General features: G+C 55.8%; 17 protein-coding genes. 4 read left to right on the forward strand and 13 right to left on the reverse strand.

What is annotated here, in order from left to right:
• Positions 1-29: 29 nt before the first annotated feature.
• Complete coding sequence (locus ACJBF3_RS02350) at positions 30-380, reverse strand: hypothetical protein (RefSeq protein ID WP_406544670.1); 351 nt, start codon at positions 378-380, stop codon at positions 30-32.
• A gap of 815 nt (positions 381-1195) precedes the next feature.
• Here ACJBF3_RS02350 and ACJBF3_RS02355 point away from each other — a divergent pair.
• Positions 1196-1414, forward strand: coding sequence for a hypothetical protein (locus tag ACJBF3_RS02355; RefSeq protein ID WP_045325990.1), 219 nt, complete (start codon positions 1196-1198; stop codon positions 1412-1414).
• Positions 1415-1560: 146 nt separating this feature from the next.
• Here ACJBF3_RS02355 and guaA read toward each other — a convergent pair whose 3' ends face one another.
• The gene (gene guaA, locus ACJBF3_RS02360; protein ID WP_045326002.1) at positions 1561-3138 is read right to left on the reverse strand and encodes a glutamine-hydrolyzing GMP synthase; all 1578 of its coding nucleotides are present in this window, start codon (positions 3136-3138) and stop codon (positions 1561-1563) included.
• Positions 3139-3206: 68 nt separating this feature from the next.
• On the reverse strand, positions 3207-4673 hold the full coding sequence (gene guaB / locus ACJBF3_RS02365) for an IMP dehydrogenase (protein ID WP_008502128.1): 1467 nt from the start codon (positions 4671-4673) through the stop codon (positions 3207-3209).
• A 159-nt stretch (positions 4674-4832) separates the two neighbouring features.
• On the opposite strand from guaB, the gene xseA reads away from it, so the two are divergent.
• The 3 genes from xseA to ACJBF3_RS02380 are packed head-to-tail and all read left to right on the forward strand — an operon-like array spanning position 4833 to position 7634.
• Complete coding sequence (gene xseA / locus ACJBF3_RS02370; protein ID WP_045326004.1) at positions 4833-6206, forward strand: exodeoxyribonuclease VII large subunit; 1374 nt, start codon at positions 4833-4835, stop codon at positions 6204-6206.
• Positions 6207-6263: 57 nt separating this feature from the next.
• Entirely contained in the window at positions 6264-7283 is a 1020-nt protein-coding gene (locus ACJBF3_RS02375) for a M4 family metallopeptidase (RefSeq protein WP_047716106.1), read from the forward strand.
• Positions 7284-7634 (forward strand): protealysin inhibitor emfourin, encoded by a 351-nt coding sequence (locus ACJBF3_RS02380; RefSeq protein WP_045326008.1) that lies wholly within the window; start codon positions 7284-7286, stop codon positions 7632-7634.
• Here ACJBF3_RS02380 and ACJBF3_RS02385 read toward each other — a convergent pair.
• The 10 genes from ACJBF3_RS02385 to ndk all read right to left on the reverse strand — a co-directional run bounded on the left by ACJBF3_RS02385 (position 7631) and on the right by ndk (position 18737).
• Positions 7631-7852: a zinc ribbon domain-containing protein gene (locus ACJBF3_RS02385; protein WP_045326011.1), complete on the reverse strand. Its 222-nt coding sequence runs from the start codon at positions 7850-7852 to the stop codon at positions 7631-7633. The two genes, ACJBF3_RS02380 and ACJBF3_RS02385, sit on opposite strands and share 4 nt — an antisense overlap.
• 58 nt (positions 7853-7910) lie before the next feature.
• Positions 7911-9452, reverse strand: coding sequence for a peptide MFS transporter (locus ACJBF3_RS02390; RefSeq protein ID WP_045326012.1), 1542 nt, complete (start codon positions 9450-9452; stop codon positions 7911-7913).
• Between the two features lie 299 nt (positions 9453-9751).
• Positions 9752-11224 carry a ribosome biogenesis GTPase Der gene (gene der, locus ACJBF3_RS02395; RefSeq protein WP_023308811.1) on the reverse strand — a complete coding sequence of 491 codons (1473 nt, stop codon included), beginning with the start codon at positions 11222-11224 and terminating at the stop codon, positions 9752-9754.
• Positions 11225-11336: 112 nt separating this feature from the next.
• Positions 11337-12515, reverse strand: a complete 1179-nt coding sequence (bamB, locus tag ACJBF3_RS02400) for an outer membrane protein assembly factor BamB (protein WP_045326015.1) — start codon at positions 12513-12515, stop codon at positions 11337-11339.
• Positions 12516-12525: 10 nt separating this feature from the next.
• A complete protein-coding gene (locus tag ACJBF3_RS02405; RefSeq protein ID WP_045326020.1) occupies positions 12526-13146 on the reverse strand; it encodes a YfgM family protein in 621 nt (206 codons plus the stop codon).
• A 13-nt stretch (positions 13147-13159) separates the two neighbouring features.
• Positions 13160-14434: a histidine--tRNA ligase gene (gene hisS, locus ACJBF3_RS02410; protein WP_045326022.1), complete on the reverse strand. Its 1275-nt coding sequence runs from the start codon at positions 14432-14434 to the stop codon at positions 13160-13162.
• Between the two features lie 80 nt (positions 14435-14514).
• Positions 14515-15633 carry a flavodoxin-dependent (E)-4-hydroxy-3-methylbut-2-enyl-diphosphate synthase gene (gene ispG, locus ACJBF3_RS02415; RefSeq protein WP_023308814.1) on the reverse strand — a complete coding sequence of 373 codons (1119 nt, stop codon included), beginning with the start codon at positions 15631-15633 and terminating at the stop codon, positions 14515-14517.
• A gap of 26 nt (positions 15634-15659) precedes the next feature.
• Positions 15660-16676, reverse strand: coding sequence for a cytoskeleton protein RodZ (gene rodZ / locus ACJBF3_RS02420; protein WP_045326027.1), 1017 nt, complete (start codon positions 16674-16676; stop codon positions 15660-15662).
• Positions 16677-16969: 293 nt separating this feature from the next.
• On the reverse strand, positions 16970-18136 hold the full coding sequence (locus tag ACJBF3_RS02425; RefSeq protein ID WP_014171168.1) for a bifunctional tRNA (adenosine(37)-C2)-methyltransferase TrmG/ribosomal RNA large subunit methyltransferase RlmN: 1167 nt from the start codon (positions 18134-18136) through the stop codon (positions 16970-16972).
• 169 nt (positions 18137-18305) lie between these two features.
• Positions 18306-18737: a nucleoside-diphosphate kinase gene (gene ndk / locus ACJBF3_RS02430; protein ID WP_045326029.1), complete on the reverse strand. Its 432-nt coding sequence runs from the start codon at positions 18735-18737 to the stop codon at positions 18306-18308.
• Positions 18738-18745 lie beyond the last annotated feature (8 nt).

Consider the following 18745-nt stretch of genomic DNA (forward strand, 5'->3'; position numbering starts at 1 on the left):
AAATGAAAAGTATTTTTTACATCAGAAAATCACCACCGACACTCCCCTGACATACCACCAGGGTTGGTATCATGCCAGCCACCACCTCGCTCACTACCGCCAGGTTTCAGGCAGTTTTGCATATAAGACTTGATGCCATCGACAGCCGCGCCTCTTATTGCTCCACGTACAAAACCAGTTGTGCCCCCCCCTACAACGCCAGGAACTCCCCCAGGTATTCCTGATATACCTCCAGCTATCATTCCGGCGTAACCAGAAGCTATGGCACCATGCAATGCATCGTTCTTAACAGAGTTCCAGCAATGTTCATGGTCACCTGAGTTACCTCCACCACTCACCGCTGAAATGTCATCCACACTTAATTCTATGATATTATTCATTTTTTTCTTTCCTTTGAAATAAAATCGACAACGACTATAGATAACCCTACATACAATAAAATGATTTCTGTAGAGTACGCCTCCAGGCTATTAACTCTCTCTATGAGAAAAGCTAATGGGATACAAAGTAAAATTGCTATTACCTCAAGAATAATAAATAGTTTTATGTTTCTTTTGCGTTCTTTAGCGGGCATCAAGAATGACACTTTTTCACCTTTAACCTTCGTAAAAGATTATTAATTCAAACATCCCGCATTCTATTATAAGAATACGATTAATGGCTGAGTTAGGTTCTGATAATGGAATATTAGCGAGGAACTTAAAGCGTTATTTTTCATTCCCGCCTAATGCGAACATAGTTATACTAATAGCTCCGATGAATTCTATTAAATCCATTTTTTGCGTTATTTCCTCTACTCACTATTGCACGCACTAAAAGTGGATGAATAGTGAATATTTGTAAACTTTTGTAAGTTTAATACTTATTCACAACTTATAGTTTTAAAAGACACCACTGCTCAACTCCATCTATTTTACAACTACTTATATTTGTAGGCGGACTATTCAGAATACACCTGTAAAGATCGCAACCTAATCTGACGCTCCGTTCAGCATGAAATGTAAACCGAGCCAGTGGCGTCCTTTCAGGGCGAGCGTCACCGCTTCACGGCTCCGATGGTTTGCATGCCCTGAGCCCCGTTTTATACTCTTCTTCATGTATATTCCGCGCGCCGCAATTTACGATTTACTCTCTGGCCTGCTCTGACGTATGTATCATAGATACAGGAACTCACTGGCATGATCGGAGATTGCATATGCTGATATATAACGTTTTTGGACGGCATATTGGCGTTCAACGTAAGAATGATCGGTGGCTGGTATTTCGTGCTGACCTGACGGAGAGAAAGTTTTCTCGACTCTATGACATCGCTATTCCAGACGATATGGCTGAAGGCGAGATTGCCGGCTGGCTGAGTGACATTTTCCATGAAGCCGCAACCGATCGTCATCCAAATGTGGAACGCATCGAATAAGGATTTAATGGATAGCCTTACATTGTGCCCGCACCTGGCACTCACCTGACATGGTGTTGCCAGCCTTTGTCCAAAAAAAAGCCCGCAATCCGCGGGCTTAGAGATAATTTAGAACCTGTTAGTACCAGACGTTTCCGGTTGGGAAATCATTCCCACTCAATCGTAGCCGGTGGTTTACCGCTGATGTCATACACCACGCGGGAAATGCCGTTCACTTCGTTGATGATGCGGTTAGACACGCGGCCCAGGAAGTCATACGGCAGGTGCGCCCAGTGCGCGGTCATGAAGTCGATGGTTTCCACCGCACGCAGGGAAACAACCCAGTCGTACTTACGGCCATCGCCCATCACGCCGACGGAGCGAACCGGCAGGAACACGGTGAACGCCTGGCTTACCTTGTTGTACAGGTCAGCTTTGTGCAGCTCTTCAATGAAGATAGCGTCCGCGCGACGCAGCAGGTCGCAGTACTCTTTCTTCACTTCGCCCAGCACGCGCACGCCCAGACCCGGGCCCGGGAACGGGTGACGGTAGAGCATGTCGTACGGCAGACCCAGTTCCAGCCCGATCTTACGCACTTCATCTTTGAACAGCTCGCGCAGCGGTTCAACCAGGCCCATCTTCATCTCTTTCGGCAGGCCGCCCACGTTGTGGTGAGATTTGATGACGTGTGCTTTACCGGTCGCGGAGGCCGCAGACTCGATCACGTCAGGGTAGATGGTGCCCTGCGCCAGCCACTTCACGTCTTCCAGCTTGAGCGCTTCTTCGTCGAACACTTCCACGAACACGCGGCCGATGATCTTACGTTTCGCTTCCGGATCGTTCTCGCCTTTAAGCGCGTCCAGGAAGCGCTGCTCGCCTTCCACGTGAACGATGTTCAGGCCGAAGTGGTCGCCAAACATGTCCATCACCTGCTGGGCTTCATTCAGACGCAGCAGGCCGTTATCCACGAAGACGCAGGTCAGGTTTTTGCCGATGGCGCGGTGCAGCAGCATCGCAGTCACGGAGGAGTCCACGCCGCCGGAAAGGCCGAGAATGACCTTGTCATCGCCTACCTGCTGGCGGATACGCTCCACGGCGTCGTCGATGATTTTAGCCGGGGTCCACAGGGCTTCACACTGGCAGATGTCGCGAACGAAGCGCTCAAGCATGCGCATACCCTGACGGGTGTGGGTTACTTCCGGGTGGAACTGCACGCCGTAGAAGCGTTTTTCTTCGTTCGCCATGATGGCGAACGGGCAGCTCTCGGTGCTGGCAACGGTCACGAAGTCAGATGGGATGGCGGTAACTTTGTCGCCATGGCTCATCCACACGTCCAGCAGCGGTTTGCCGTCTGCGGTCAGGGAATCTTCGATACCGCGCACCAGCGCGCTGTCGTTTACCACTTCTACCTGCGCATAGCCAAACTCGCGCTCGTTAGAGCCTTCTACGTGGCCGCCCAGCTGCATTGCCATGGTCTGCATACCGTAGCAGACGCCGAATACCGGCACGCCCGCTTCGAACACGTACTGCGGCGCGCGCGGGCTGTTCTCTTCGGTGGTGCTTTCCGGGCCGCCGGACAGGATGATGCCGCTTGGATTGAATTCGCGAATCTGTGCTTCCGTGACATCCCACGCCCACAGCTCACAGTAAACGCCCAGTTCACGTACGCGACGCGCCACCAGCTGAGTGTACTGCGAACCGAAGTCCAGGATGAGAATGCGATGTTTATGAATGTTTTCCGTCATTGACGCTAATTCCGAGGCAAGTGAAACAGATTAAATAAATCGCCCGACACAAGGTCGGGCGAAGAAAATCAGGAGCCCAAACGATAGTTCGGAGACTCTTTGGTGATCGTCACGTCGTGAACGTGGCTCTCCTGGATACCCGCACCGCTGATGCGTACGAATTCCGCTTTGGTACGCAGCAGGTCAATGGTACCACAGCCGGTCAGACCCATACATGAGCGCAGGCCGCCCATCTGCTGGTGAATGATCTCTTTCAGGCGGCCTTTATAGGCAACGCGACCTTCGATACCTTCCGGCACCAGCTTGTCGGCGGCGTTATCGGTCTGGAAGTAACGGTCAGAGGAACCTTTGGACATCGCGCCCAGAGAGCCCATGCCGCGGTAAGATTTGTAAGAACGGCCCTGGTAGAGTTCGATCTCACCCGGGGATTCTTCGGTACCGGCCAGCATGGAGCCTACCATGACGGCAGCGGCGCCCGCGGCGATCGCTTTGGCGATGTCGCCAGAGAAGCGGATACCGCCGTCGGCGATAACCGGAATGCCGGTGCCTTCCAGCGCTTCAACCGCGTCAGACACGGCGGTGATCTGCGGAACGCCCACGCCGGTGACGATACGAGTAGTACAAATTGAGCCAGGACCGATACCCACTTTCACCGCGCTGCAGCCGGCGTCAGCCAGCGCACGAGCGCCTGCCCCAGTGGCCACGTTACCGCCGATGATCTGCAGGTCAGGGTATTTGGCACGGGTGTCACGAATACGCTGCAGAACGCCTTCGGAGTGGCCATGAGAGGAGTCAATCAGCAGGACGTCAACGCCCGCCGCAACCAGCGCGTCAACGCGCTCTTCGTTACCGGCACCTGCGCCAACCGCAGCGCCAACGCGCAGACGGCCATGCTCGTCTTTACAGGCGTTCGGTTTACGTTCTGCTTTCTGGAAATCTTTAACGGTGATCATGCCGCGCAGGTGGAAGTTGCTGTCAACAACCAGCGCTTTTTCAACGCGTTTTTCGTGCATTTTTGCCAGCACAACGTCGCGGGTTTCACCTTCGCGAACGGTAACCAGACGCTCTTTTGGCGTCATGTATACGCTGACGGGCTGGTTCAGGTCGGTCACGAAACGCACGTCACGGCCGGTAATAATGCCGACCAGCTCGTTCTCTTCGGTCACCACCGGGTAACCGGCGAAGCCGTTACGCTCGGTCAGAGCTTTCACTTCGTGCAGGGTGGTGGTTGGCAGAACGGTCTGCGGGTCAGACACAATGCCGGATTCATGTTTCTTCACGCGGCGAACTTCTTCCGCCTGACGCTCGATGGACATGTTTTTGTGGATAAAGCCAATGCCGCCTTCCTGTGCCAGGGCGATAGCCAGGCGCGCTTCAGTCACGGTGTCCATTGCCGCGGAGAGCATAGGAATGTTCAGGCGAATGGTTTTCGTCAACTGCGTGCTGAGGTCGGCAGTATTCGGCAGAACGGTGGAGTGAGCGGGAACGAGGAGGACGTCGTCAAACGTCAGTGCTTCTTTAGCGATACGTAGCATGGGCAATATCTCTGACCTGGGTGGTTAAATATTGCCGTGGCATTATACAGAGCGTAACCGATTGCATCCACACTTTTTTAAAAAAAATGCTTGCGCTCACCTCTCAGCAGGTTACTATCGACTGAATAACTTGCTGATTTAGAATTTGATCCCGCTCACATGTTATCCTCTCAATCCCCCTCAATTTATACCGTCAGCCGCCTGAATCAGACGGTGCGTTTGCTGCTTGAGCAGGAAATGGGGCAGGTCTGGATCAGCGGTGAGATCTCTAACTTCACGCAGCCCTCTTCCGGCCACTGGTACTTTACCCTAAAAGACGATACCGCCCAGGTGCGCTGCGCAATGTTCCGCAACAGCAACCGCCGCGTAACGTTCCGTCCGCAGCACGGCCAGCAGGTTCTGGTGCGCGCCAATATTACCCTGTACGAGCCGCGCGGTGATTATCAAATTATCGTCGAGAGCATGCAGCCAGCGGGCGAAGGCCTGCTGCAGCAGAAGTACGAGCAGTTAAAGGCGAAGCTCTCCGAAGAGGGACTTTTTGACCAGCAGTTCAAAAAGCCGCTGCCCTCGCCTGCCCACTGCGTGGGCGTCATCACCTCGAAAACCGGTGCTGCGCTGCACGATATTCTGCACGTGCTGAAGCGTCGCGACCCTTCCCTGCCCGTCATTATCTACCCGACCGCCGTTCAGGGCGACGATGCGCCGGGCCAGATTGTGCGAGCCATTGAGCTGGCGAACGCCCGTCAGGAGTGCGACGTCCTCATCGTCGGGCGCGGCGGCGGCTCGCTGGAAGATCTCTGGAGCTTTAACGACGAGCGCGTGGCGCGGGCAATCTTTGCCAGCCTAATCCCCGTGGTGAGCGCCGTCGGGCACGAAACGGACGTGACGATAGCCGATTTTGTCGCGGATCTGCGTGCCCCTACGCCGTCCGCTGCGGCGGAAGTGGTCAGCCGCAACCAGCTGGAGCTGCTGCGTCAAATCCAGAGCGGCCAGCAGCGTCTTGAGATGGCGATGGACTACTACCTCGCCAACCGGACCCGGCGCTTTACCCAGCTGCATCATCGTCTGCAGCAGCAGCACCCGCAGCTGCGCCTGGCGCGTCAGCAGACGGTGCTGGAGCGTCTGCGCCAGCGCATGAATTTTGCGATGGACGCGCAGCTCAAGCGCGCGGTATCGCGCCAGCAGCGCGTAAATCAGCGCCTGAACCAGCAGAACCCGCAGCCGAAAATTTATCGCGCGCAAACGCGGCTCCAGCAGCTGGAGTACCGTCTGGCGGAAAACCTGCGTGCCCGTCTCAGCGCCACCCGCGAACGCTTTGGCAATGCGGTGACCCATCTTGAAGCGGTCAGCCCTCTTTCCACGCTGGCGCGCGGCTATAGCGTGACGACGGCAACGGACGGCAAGGTGCTCAAGCAAACCAAACAGGTCAATACCGGCGATGTGCTGACGACGCGTCTTTCAGACGGCTGGGTCGAAAGCGAAGTGAAATCAATAAAACCGGTGAAAAAGACGCGCCAGCGTAAAACCGGATAATTCTTCGCCGGTTACTTACTATACTGCTGCTATTCCTTTTTTAATAAGGAGAGCAGCATGACCCATCTTTATAGCGTTATTCCCCCGTATATTCTGCGTCGTATTATCGAAAGCGGTTCCGAGCCGCAGCAGCGCTGTGCCCGCCAGACCTTAACCCATGTCCAGACGCTGATGGCCCATATGCCGGGCAAACCCGCCGCGCCGCACGTGAATAAAGCCGGACAGCTGGAGCGTGATATCTACGATGCGAAGCAAACCCAGGAGCTGCCGGGTACGCAGGTGCGTTATGAAGGCCAGCCGTCGAATGGCGATGTGGCGGTCGATGAAGCCTACGATTATTTAGGGGTTACCCACGATTTCTTCTGGAAAGAATATCAGCGCGATTCGCTCGATAATAAAGGGCTTATTTTAACCGGCACCGTGCACTACGGCAGGGAATATCAGAACGCCTTCTGGAACGGTCAGCAGATGGTGTTCGGCGACGGCGACGGGGAAATATTTAACCGCTTTACCATCGCCATCGACGTGGTAGCGCACGAGCTGAGCCATGGCGTGACCGAGACCGAAGCCGGGCTCATCTACTTTGAGCAGTCCGGCGCGCTGAACGAGTCTCTCTCTGACGTGTTTGGCTCGCTGGTGAAACAGTACCATCTCAAGCAAACCGCCGATAAGGCGGACTGGCTGATTGGTGAAGGGCTGCTGGCGAAAGGGATCAACGGCAAAGGGCTGCGCTCCATGTCTGAACCGGGTACCGCCTACAATGATCCGCTGCTCGGCAAAGACCCACAGCCTGCGCACATGAAGGATTTCATTAAAACGCGCGAGGATAACGGCGGCGTGCATCTGAACTCCGGCATCCCTAACCGGGCATTCTACCTGGCCGCGACGGCGATTGGCGGCTACGCGTGGGAAAAAGCGGGTTATGCCTGGTACGACACGGTTTGCGATCGCAATCTGGCGCAGGATGCGGATTTTGAGGCCTTCGCAAAACTGACGATCGCGCACGGAGAGAAGCGCTCCGGCGGCGACGTTGGGGCGGCCATTAAACAAGCCTGGGAACAGGTGGGAGTGTTGTAAATGCAGGTTCCGGAACTGACGGATGACGCCGTGGTTGAACTGGCCCGGGAAGGCGGCGTCGCTTTTATTCCCAAGCTGAGCGGGCAGCGCACCATCGCGCTCGCCTCGCTCAATGAGGCCCAGCGCCAGCGCCTGGTGAGCATCCTGGAGCAGGCGTTTCCACGCGGCCAGCCGCCCGGGCAAGCCGCGTCACCCGGCAGCGGCGACCAGCGCTATTTCCGCATCCAGATTATCTGGACCGGACAAAATCAGGCGCACTACGCCGATATCATCGTGCTGGTGCCGGAGCAGGAAGCCCCCGAGTCGCTGGTCGAGCTGTGGAAGAAAGGCGAAGGCTGCGTGTGCGATTAACCTTCGACCGGAACAAACTCCACGCGTTTTTTAGAGATCAAGCCGTGGCCGTTTTGGCAGAAATAGTCCACCGCCCCGCAGGCTTTTAAAACCTGGAGCGGCTGATGGCACTCCGGGCAACGGGCTTCAAGCGCAATATCTTTATTGCAGCGCTCGCAGTGTGCTACCCCGTTCAGGGGCTCAAGCGTAGCCTGGCAATCCGGGCAGGTTATCGACATACACTCTCCTGTTGAATTTTACCGGGGCAGGAAAAGCGCCCCGGTAGGCTGAATACGATCAGGCTTCAGCTGCCGGTTTAGTCTGCGCATTTTCCAGCATGCGGCGCACCGGAACAATGAGGACGATCAGCACCGCGGCACAAATCAGCAGCGCGATGGAGCAGCGCGCAAAGAGATCCGGCAGCATATCCAGCTGGTCGGCCTTCACGTGGCCGCCAATCAGCCCTGCCGCCAGGTTACCCAGCGCGCTCGCGCAGAACCACAGACCCATCATCTGGCCGCGCATTCTCTCCGGCGCCAGCAGCGTCATGGTCGCCAGGCCAATCGGGCTGAGACACAGTTCGCCGAGCGTTAGCATCAGGATACTGCCTACCAGCCAGAACGGCGACACGCCCGCCCCACCGCTGCTCAGCACGTTCTGCGCCGCCAGCATCATCAGGCCAAAGCCCGCCGCCGCACACAGAATACCGATAACAAACTTGGTGATGCTGCTCGGGCGAATGTTCATGCTCGCCAGCTTCGGCCACGCCCAGCTGAACACCGGTGCCAGAAGGATGATGAACAGGGCGTTGATGGACTGGAACCACACCGCCGGGATTTCGAAATCGCCGATCGTGCGGTTAGTGTAGTCGTTGGCAAACAGGTTGAACGAGGTTGGCTTCTGTTCGAACGCGGACCAGAAGAACGCCGCGGAGATCAGCAGAATAAAGCAGACCAGCAGCCTGGCGCGCTCTTTACGATTCAGGCCCGCAAAAACAAACAGATAAATAAAGTAGAGGGCAACGGACGCCGCAATGACGTAGACCAGCACGCTGGCTACCGCGACCGGGTTAATCACAATCACGCCCTGCGCAATCAGCGTCACGATCGTTGCCACGCCTGCCGCCAGCGCCAGCAGCCACACGCCCACGCCGTTACGCTTCACCACCGGGCTGTTCCAGGTGGAGTCGAGGCCGACTTCGCCGTCATAGCGCTTCATTGCCGGAACGGCAAACACGCGGAAGATGATCAGCGCCACCAGCATCCCGATGCCGCCAATGCCAAAGCCCCAGTGCCAGCCGTGAGTTTTAATCAGCCAGCCGGAAATCAGCGGCGCGATGAACGAGCCCATGTTGATGCCCATATAGAACAGCGAGAAACCGCCGTCACGACGCGCGTCGCCTTTTTTATACAGGGTACCTACCATGACCGAGATACAGGTCTTGAACAGCCCGGAGCCGAGCACGATAAACATCAGGCCGATAAAGAACAGGTCGTCGCCCATGATAGCCGAGAGCGCAATCGACAGGTGACCGAGCGCAATCAGGATCGAACCGTACCAGACGGCTCTCTGCTGGCCGAGCCAGTTATCCGCCAGCCAGCCGCCCGGCAGCGCGGCCAGGTACATGGTACCGGCAAAGATACCGACAATCGCGGAGGCGTTTTCACGCGCCAGGCCCATCCCGCCGTCATAGACGGTGGCGGCCATAAACAGGATCAGTAACGGGCGAATGCCGTAAAACGAGAAACGCTCCCACATCTCGGTGAAGAACAGCGAACCGAGCGGATACGGATGGCCGAAGAACGTCCGGCTCTCTTTTTGATTAACAGAGGATTGCATAATTCTCCCGAAAGGTATGTGTCGTGCTTGTAAACACCAGCAGGTACGCCGGCCAGTTACGTATCTGGCCGATTTTTTACATGCGGCGAAAAGTGAGTTAACCATTTGATAACCCGGCGCCAGGTTTGTCTAGTACCGGACCCTGGACTTTAAGATGAAAATTCGACGATTGTCTACTTTCTTAGATTTAAACTTGGTTAAAAGTGAATAGTGATTGACATCACACCGGGAAAACCGGCGGTATGATTGGGCAAAAAAAAGCCCGCGATAATCGCGGGCTTTCGTGAGACTGGAAAAGCTTATTTGCTTTTCTTAATGTGCTTAATCAGGCGCTTACGCTTACGCATCTGGTTCGGCGTCAGGGTGTTGCGCTTGTTAGCGAACGGGTTTTCCCCTTCCTTAAACTGGATACGGATAGGCGTGCCCATCACGTCCAGCGACTTGCGGAAGTAGTTCATCAGGTAGCGCTTGTAGGAATCCGGCAGATCTTTCACCTGGTTGCCGTGGATCACCACGATTGGCGGGTTATAGCCACCGGCATGGGCATATTTCAGCTTCACGCGACGACCGCGCACCAGCGGCGGCTGATGGTCTTCCGCTGCCATATTCATGATGCGGGTCAGCATGGCGGTGCTCTGACGACGGGTGGAGCTGTCGTAAGCTTCACGCACGGATTCGAACAGGTTACCCACGCCGCTGCCGTGCAGCGCAGAGATAAAGTGCACGCGGGCAAAATCGATAAAGCCCAGACGGAAGTCGAGGGTCTCTTTCACCTGCTCACGCACTTCGTTGCTCAGGCCATCCCATTTGTTGACCACGATAACCAGCGAGCGCCCACTATTGAGGATAAAGCCGAGCAGAGAGAGGTCCTGATCGGAGATCCCTTCGCGTGCGTCGATAACCAGCAGCACGACGTTGGCATCTTCGATCGCCTGCAGGGTTTTGATAACGGAGAATTTTTCCACCACATCGGTGATTTTTCCGCGCTTACGCACCCCGGCGGTGTCGATAAGGACATACTCACGCTCATCGCGCTGCATCGGGATGTAGATGCTGTCGCGGGTGGTGCCCGGCATGTCGTAAACGACCACGCGCTCTTCACCCAGAATACGGTTAGTAAGCGTAGACTTACCTACGTTTGGACGACCCACGATAGCCAGCTTGATCGGCAGATCCTGCGGGTTGAAGTCGTCTTCAGGCTCTTCTTCGCCCTCTTCTCCGTCTTCGAACTGCGCCCAGTATTCAGCGTCTTCGTCCACCTCTTCCGGCGGGTTCACTTCGTCAACCCACGGCAGCAGAACGGTTTCCAGCAGGCTGGTCACTCCGCGGCCGTGCGATGCCGCAATCGGGTAGATTTCACCCAGGCCCAGGGACCAGAAGTCCGCGACGGCCTGATCGGCATCAATGCCGTCGGTTTTGTTCGCCACCAGGAAGGTCGGCTTTTCGCGTGAACGCAGGTGTTTTGCGATAGCGGAGTCCGCCGGCATCAGGCCAGCGCGCGCATCCACCATAAACAGCACCACATCTGCTTCTTCAATCGCCAGCAGCGACTGTTCCGCCATGCGGGTTTCCACGCCGTCTTCTGTGCCGTCAATACCACCGGTATCAATACAGATGAACTCGCGTCCTTCCACCTCTGCACGACCGTACTTACGGTCACGCGTCAGCCCCGGGAAATCCGCAACCAGCGCATCACGGGTGCGTGTTAAACGGTTAAAAAGAGTGGATTTTCCAACGTTAGGGCGCCCGACAAGCGCGACCACAGGTACCATGTTTGAAGCCTCATAAAATTCAAAATAACGTCGCTTTCGCGGCGTTTTTAAAAATGTCAAAACGGCTCCTGAGTGAACAGGAGCCGTTTAGTATACTACAACCGCCGGGTAATTAACGCGTGATCGCGTACAGCGTGCCGTCTTTTGCCTGAATCAGCAGTTTGCCGTCGGCCACAACCGGATCGGTCAGGAAACCAGAGCTGTCGACTTTTTGCTGTGCAACAAAGCGGCCATTCTCCGGATCGATCCAGTGCATATACCCTTCGCTGTCACCGACCACCAGGCTACCGTTGTACAGCGCCGGTGCGGTCAGCAGGCGGTGCAGCAGATCGCTTTGCGTCCACAGCGTCACGCCACCTTCGGTGCTCAGCGCCAGCAGACGGTCGTTCTGGTCAACCATATAGATACGGTTACCTTCCACGACGAAATCATTCACCGAGCCCAGCTCACGTTTCCACATGATCTGGCCGCTGCGCAGATCCAGCGCGGTCAGGTTGCCGTTATAGGCCAGCGCGTAAACCACACCGTTAACGATGACCGGCGTTGTGTCCACGTCGCTCAGACGGTCAATTTCCGTTGAGCCTGTGGCCTGAGAGATACGCTGCTGCCAGATCATCTGGCCCTGCTGCATCAGCACGGCGCTTACGCGACCGTTGTCACCGCCCACAATGGCAGCACCAAACGCGGTAGCCGGTGCGGATTCGCCGCGCAGAGAGAGCGCAGGCATGTCCAGGTTAACGGTCCATTTCACCAGGCCGTCCGCTTCGTTCAGCGCCTGCAGCTGGCCGTTGCTGGTATGAATCAGCACCAGGCCGTCGCTTACTACCGGACGCGACAGAGATTCACCCGCCACGGTTGTTTGCCAGGCAATGGAGCCGTCGCTGCTGTTAAGCGCATATACCTGCGCTTTTTCGCTGCCTACGTAGACATGACCACCGGCAACGGTCAGACCGCCCGACAGCAGTGCAGATTTACGCGAGAACCAGCCGTCTTTTTCCGCCAGGTTAACGGACCATACTTCTTTTCCGTCATCCGCGTTCACCGCTTTTACGGTACCTTTGCGGTCAGCGGCATACACAACGCTGTCTGCATAGGCCGGATGAAGGTTGGAATAGAAATCACCAATCCCATTGCCCACGGAGACATCCCACGCGGTGGAGGGGGTAAACTGGTTTTCAACCGTTGGCAGCGGGGACATTTTCACAACGTCTTCTTCGCCACTGAACAGTGAACAACCACTCAATAACGTAACAGAAAGCAGTCCTGGCAGAAGTAATTTACGCAATTGCATCGGGTCCCTCTCAGACGGACAAATTATTTATTTTCATCTGCATCATTTCGCTCAGCGCAGGTGAAGCATTGCTCTCTACGCCGGCTTGCCACGCTTTACGCGCGCCCGCTTTGTCACCTTTGCTCAGCAGTGCTTCACCGCGCAGATCGGCAACGATGGCAGCAAAACCTTCGCCTTTGATGGTATCGAGCGTTTTCAGCGCATCGTCAGCTTTTTTCTGCTGAACCTGAATACGTGCCAGGCGCAGATTGATTACCGCTTTCAGGTTTTCATCGCTGGCCGCAGCAAGGCTCTGAGAGAGCTGAGCAGCGGCTTTATCCAGTTCGTTCTTATCAACGTACTGCTGAGCCACTTCCAGCGCCGCCAGTGCACCGTAGGTATTTTTGTTGTCAGCCGCAAATTTCTCTGCCGCCGTCAGCGTTTGCGGCTGATCGGCACGAATTGCGCTCACGGTATTTTCATAGGAGAGAGACGCGCCGCGCGCGGAATCCGCCTGATGATTGTTCCAGTAACGCCAGCCCACCAGCGCACCGACACCTAAAATAACCCCAACAACCAGCGCTTTGCCGTTTTCAGCAAAGAAGCGTTTAATCGCGTCGACCTGATCGTGTTCGTTCTCGTAAATTTCCACGCAGTCCTTCTCCTTAGCCCAATAGAGTGCGCAAGTGCGCCGCAACGCCGTCCTGCGTTACCGTTGTCTGCTCACCAGAGCGCAGGTCCTTCACCACCACTTCGCCGTTGGCCACTTCGGACTCACCCAGCACCAGTGCGATACTTGCGCCCCACTTATCGGCACGAGCAAACTGTTTTTTGAAGTTGCCGCCGCCATGGTTGGTCATCAGCTTAACGCCCGGCAGCGCATCGCGCACGCGTTCGGCAAGCTGCATTGCCGCAGACTGCGTTTCCGCGCCTGAGGCCACCAGGTATATATCGACAACGGAATCTGCTTTAAATTCCGGATTGACTGCCTGAACCAGCAAAACAAGTCGCTCAAGGCCCATCGCGAAGCCAACCGCAGGCGCTGCGCGACCGCCAAGTTGCTCTACCAGACCATCGTAACGGCCGCCCGCGCACACGGTGCCCTGAGAGCCGAGGCTGCTCGTCACCCACTCAAACACGGTACGGTTGTAGTAGTCCAGACCGCGCACCAGGCGCTGGTTAACGGTATAGGCGATGCCCGCCGCTTCAAGCAGCTTGCACAGACCCGCGAAGTGTTCGCGAGACTCATCGTCCAGATAGTCGCCCAGCGCAGGCGCATCGTTTAGCAGTGCCTGAACGTCGGCGTTTTTGGAATCCAGAACGCGCAGCGGGTTGCTGTACATGCGACGTTTGCAGTCTTCGTCCAGCTTCTCTTTATGCTGTTCTAGGAACGCCACCAGAGCATCGCGATAGTTAGCACGCGCTTCCAGAGAGCCGATAGAGTTCAGTTCCAGGGAAACGTGATCAGCGATACCGAGCGCGCGCCACCAGCGGGCGGTCAGCATAATCAGCTCGGCGTCGATGTCCGGGCCCTGCAGACCAAAGACTTCCACACCCAGCTGGTTGAACTGGCGATAACGCCCTTTCTGAGGACGTTCGTGGCGGAACATCGGGCCGATATACCACAGGCGCTGCTCCTGATTGTACAGAAGACCATGTTCGATGCCGGCGCGTACGCAGCCCGCCGTACCTTCCGGGCGCAGGGTCAGGCTGTCGCCGTTGCGGTCCTCGAAGGTGTACATCTCTTTTTCAACCACGTCGGTAACTTCACCAATCGCGCGTTTGAATAACGGGGTCTGCTCTACAATCGGCAAACGGATTTCGCTGTAACCGTAGCTGCCGAGCACCTGCTTGAGCGTGCCTTCAATGCGCTGCCAGATGGCGGTTTCGCCAGGCAGATAATCGTTCATGCCGCGGATGGCTTGAATGTTTTTTGCCACGTTTATTCTCTTTCTATATACAAAAAAAACCCAAAGAATGGGTTCAATCATACATGGGAAGCTCACGGCTTCCCATCACGTTATTTTTCAACCTGCTGAACGCTGATACGCTGTGTCTCGTCCATCATCGCGGCCTTGGCGCGGATGCGGGCTTCAAGCTGGTCGATCATGTCGCTATTATCCAGACGATCTTTACGAACGCCATCTTCATAGAGACCACTTTTCTTGTTACCGCCGGTGACGCCCAGCGTTGAGACCAGAGCTTCACCCGGACCGTTTACCACGCAGCCGATGATGGAGACGTCCATCGGGGTAATAATGTCTTCCAGACGCTGCTCCAGGGCATTCACCGTACCGATCACGTCAAACTCCTGACGCGAGCAGGTTGGGCAGGCAATAAAGTTGATCCCGCGCGCGCGAATACGCAGTGACTTCAGAATATCGAAACCGACCTTGATCTCTTCGACCGGATCGGCCGCCAGCGAAACGCGCAGGGTGTCGCCGATCCCTTCAGAGAGCAGCAGCCCCAGACCGATCGCGGATTTTACAGAGCCGCTGCGCAGGCCGCCCGCTTCGGTGATCCCGAGGTGCAGCGGCTGGTCGATCTGTTTTGCCAGCAGGCGATAAGATTCAACCGCGAGAAATACGTCTGACGCTTTTACGCTGACCTTAAACTGATCAAAGTTAAGACGATCCAGATGATCGACATGGCGCATAGCAGATTCAAGCAGCGCCTGGGGCGTTGGCTCGCCGTACTTTTCCTGCAGATCTTTTTCCAGGGAACCGGCGTTAACGCCGATACGGATTGGAATATTCTTGTCGCGGGCGCAGTCCACCACCATGCGGATACGCTCTTCGTTACCGATGTTGCCCGGGTTAATGCGCAGGCAATCGACGCCGTATTCGGCCACTTTCAGTGCGATGCGGTAGTCGAAGTGGATATCAGCCACCAGCGGAACGCTGACCTGCTGTTTAATCAGTTTGAACGCCTCAGCGGCATCCATGGTCGGGACGGAAACGCGAACAATGTCCGCGCCTACACGTTCTAATGCTTTGATTTGATTAACCGTCGCTTCCACATCCGTGGTGCGCGTGTTGGTCATCGACTGAACGGCGATAGGTGCCCCATCGCCGATTGGCACATTCCCAACGTAAATCCGTTTCGATTTTCTACGTTGAATCGGAGCCTGGTTATGCATGAAAAATCTCCCGCTTTGCCCGTCTGTTACTGTGCTGCTGATTGTTCGGCATTAACGGTAAGACGCGCAACCTGGTTAGTTCTGATAAAGCGGCTCAGGTCGACAGGTTTTCCTTGATACTGGATCTGTACCGCTGCCGGAGCGCCGATTTTAAGTTTATAAGGAGCCTGGCCGGTTAGGTTTAACGTGCCATCTTTACGCTGCAGGCCGCTGAACAGTTTTTTACCTGTTGCGTCAGTCACTTCCAGCCAGCAGTCGGCGCTGAAGTTCATCACCAGCGCGTTAGGATCGGCGGCTGTTGTCGCCGTTCCTGCCGGACTGGTTGGCAGAGTCGCAGCGCTATTATCTGCAGGCTGGGTGGTAGCAGGCGCGTTCGCCGCAGTATCCACATTCGCCTGAGAAGGAGAAACCACCGCGTTTTGATCCTGAGACTGAGGTGCAGCGGTGTTAGCCGTTGCTGCCGGAGCCTGCGCTGCACCGTTCGCCGACGCGTCTGGCGCGGCGGTCTGTGGCTCGCTGGAGGACGCCGCACCGTCGGTATTCAGCGGCACGCTCTGGGCGTTGTCATTACCGGCCTGGTTGAGCTCGGCGGAGGATTGATCGGCCATGGTGGTGATCTCTTCCTGCTGCGCCTTGTGGTTTTGCCACCACCATGCGCCGGTCAGACCGACCACGACAAACAGCACCAGCCAGGTAAAGCTCATCAGCCAGCCATCACGTTTTTTACGACGTTTCCCCAGGGAGAAGGTCTGCATCGGCGCAACTTTTGCTGCACGGACCGGGGCCTGCTTCTCCATCATTGGCAGTAATTCGTTTTCGGGGATGTGAACCAGTTTTGCGTAAGAGCGGATATAACCGCGCAGAAATGTTGAAGCCAGATCGGCAGGCGCCTTATCTTCTTCAATATCGCGAACCGTGGAAACCTTCAGGCACAAGCGTTCCGCAACGGCTTGCTGGCTGAGTCCGAGTTGTTCACGGGCGTTGCGAAGACGAACGCCAGTGGAGAGTGCTTCATGTTGGTCGTGAGTGGCTTCAGTATTCATTCGCTACAACTACTGGTACGTGAAAAAAAGGGTTCAGGCGCCGGTGAGTCACAATGCCACCCGCACCGCGAAACTTCTGGTCAGTTAGCCTCGAACAGAGAGTATAAGACTGTCAGCCCGGAGATGACAGTACAGCCCTGCCCGTACGGCTAAACTGTTGTTACGTCGTTACATACTGCCCGAAAGTCGGATGAAACGCACCGTAATTATTGATCAGTCATCACGATTCTGACTGATTATTCAGTAAGGTTATGCACTCACGGCGCAGATAATGCGCCGTGAGTGCATAAGAATCAAACAGCTTTAACCGCGATCGTCTCGCCCTGCATGCGCTTACGCAGGGTGCGCTTGGTACGGTCAATGACATCACCTGCCAGCTGACCGCATGCGGCATCAATATCATCACCGCGGGTTTTACGCACGATGGTGGTGAAACCATACTCCATCAGCACCTTCGAGAAGCGGTCGATACGGCTGTTTGAGCTACGGCCATACGGCGCGCCCGGGAACGGGTTCCACGGGATCAGGTTGATTTTGCACGGCGTATCTTTCAGCAGTTCAGCCAGCTGGTGCGCATGCTCGGTGCCGTCGTTGACGTGGTCAAGCATCACGTACTCGATGGTGACGCGGCCCTGGTTGGCGTTGGATTTCTCCAGATAGCGGCGCACGGCAGCGAGGAAGGTTTCGATATTGTACTTTTTGTTGATCGGCACAATTTCGTCACGAATTTCGTCGTTTGGCGCGTGCAGGGAGATCGCCAGCGCGACGTCAATCATGTCGCCAAGCTTGTCCAGCGCAGGCACAACGCCCGACGTCGACAGCGTGACGCGACGCTTGGACAGACCAAAGCCAAAGTCATCCAGCATGATTTCCATCGCCGGAACGACGTTGGTCAGGTTCAGCAGCGGTTCACCCATTCCCATCATCACCACGTTGGTGATAGGACGCGTGCCGGTCACTTTTGCCGCACCCACGATTTTCGCGGCGCGCCAGACCTGGCCGATAATTTCGGATACGCGCAGGTTACGGTTAAAGCCCTGCTGCGCGGTAGAGCAGAATTTGCACTCCAGCGCACAGCCAACCTGAGAGGAGACGCACAGCGTGGCGCGGTCTTCTTCCGGGATGTAGACGGTTTCAACGCGCTGATCGCCTACGGCAATCGCCCATTTGATGGTGCCATCTGCCGAGCGCTGCTCTTCCACCACTTCCGGCGCGCGGATTTCAGCCACTTCTTTAAGCTTGTTGCGCAGGACCTTGTTGATGTCAGTCATGTCATCAAAATTGTCGCTGCAGTAATGGTACATCCACTTCATGACCTGATCGGCACGAAACGGCTTTTCGCCCATCTCTTTAAAGAACTCGCGCATCTGCTGACGGTTCAGATCCAGCAGGTTGATTTTTCCATTTTTATTGGGAACCGCAGGAATGGCGACTTCGGAGGTATTCACTAATTCAGACATAATATTTACCGGCCTCGTTGTTACACGTTATGGCCCATGGAGGGTTGAATAGAAACGCCCCGGAAAGCGGTCTGCTCGTCCGGGGCGTTGCATTGTACAAAGTCTGACGCAGGGATGCCACGTCTGGACGCGGCATTTACGAAAATAATGTGTAAACGAAACCGTTAAATTAACGGGTACGTGGACACACTTCGCCTTCTGCGAAGAAGAAAGCGATTTCGCGTGCAGCAGATTCAACGGAGTCAGAACCGTGGGTGCCGTTCTCGGTGAAGCTGTCCGCGTAGTCAGCGCGCAGGGTACCGGCCAGCGCGTTGTCCGGGTTGGTTGCACCCAGCAGGTCGCGGTGACGCTGTACTGCGTTTTCGCCTTCCAGCACGGAGACCACGATAGGACCGGAGGTCATGAACTCCACCAGGCCGTCAAAGAATGGACGACCTTCGTGCTCAGCGTAGAAGCCGCGAGCCTGCTCAACGGTCAGGTGCAGCATTTTGGTGCCAACAATTTTGAACCCTGCTGATTCAAAGCGCGAGAAGATGCTGCCAATAACGTTTTTTGCCACCGCGTTTGGCTTGATGATGGAAAAAGTACGTTCAATAGCCATGATAACCT

Origin of the sequence: Enterobacter sp. PP-008-ECC_S150, from assembly GCF_045257065.1 — a bacterium.
In the GTDB taxonomy this organism is placed as follows: Bacteria; Pseudomonadota; Gammaproteobacteria; order Enterobacterales; family Enterobacteriaceae; genus Enterobacter; species Enterobacter chengduensis.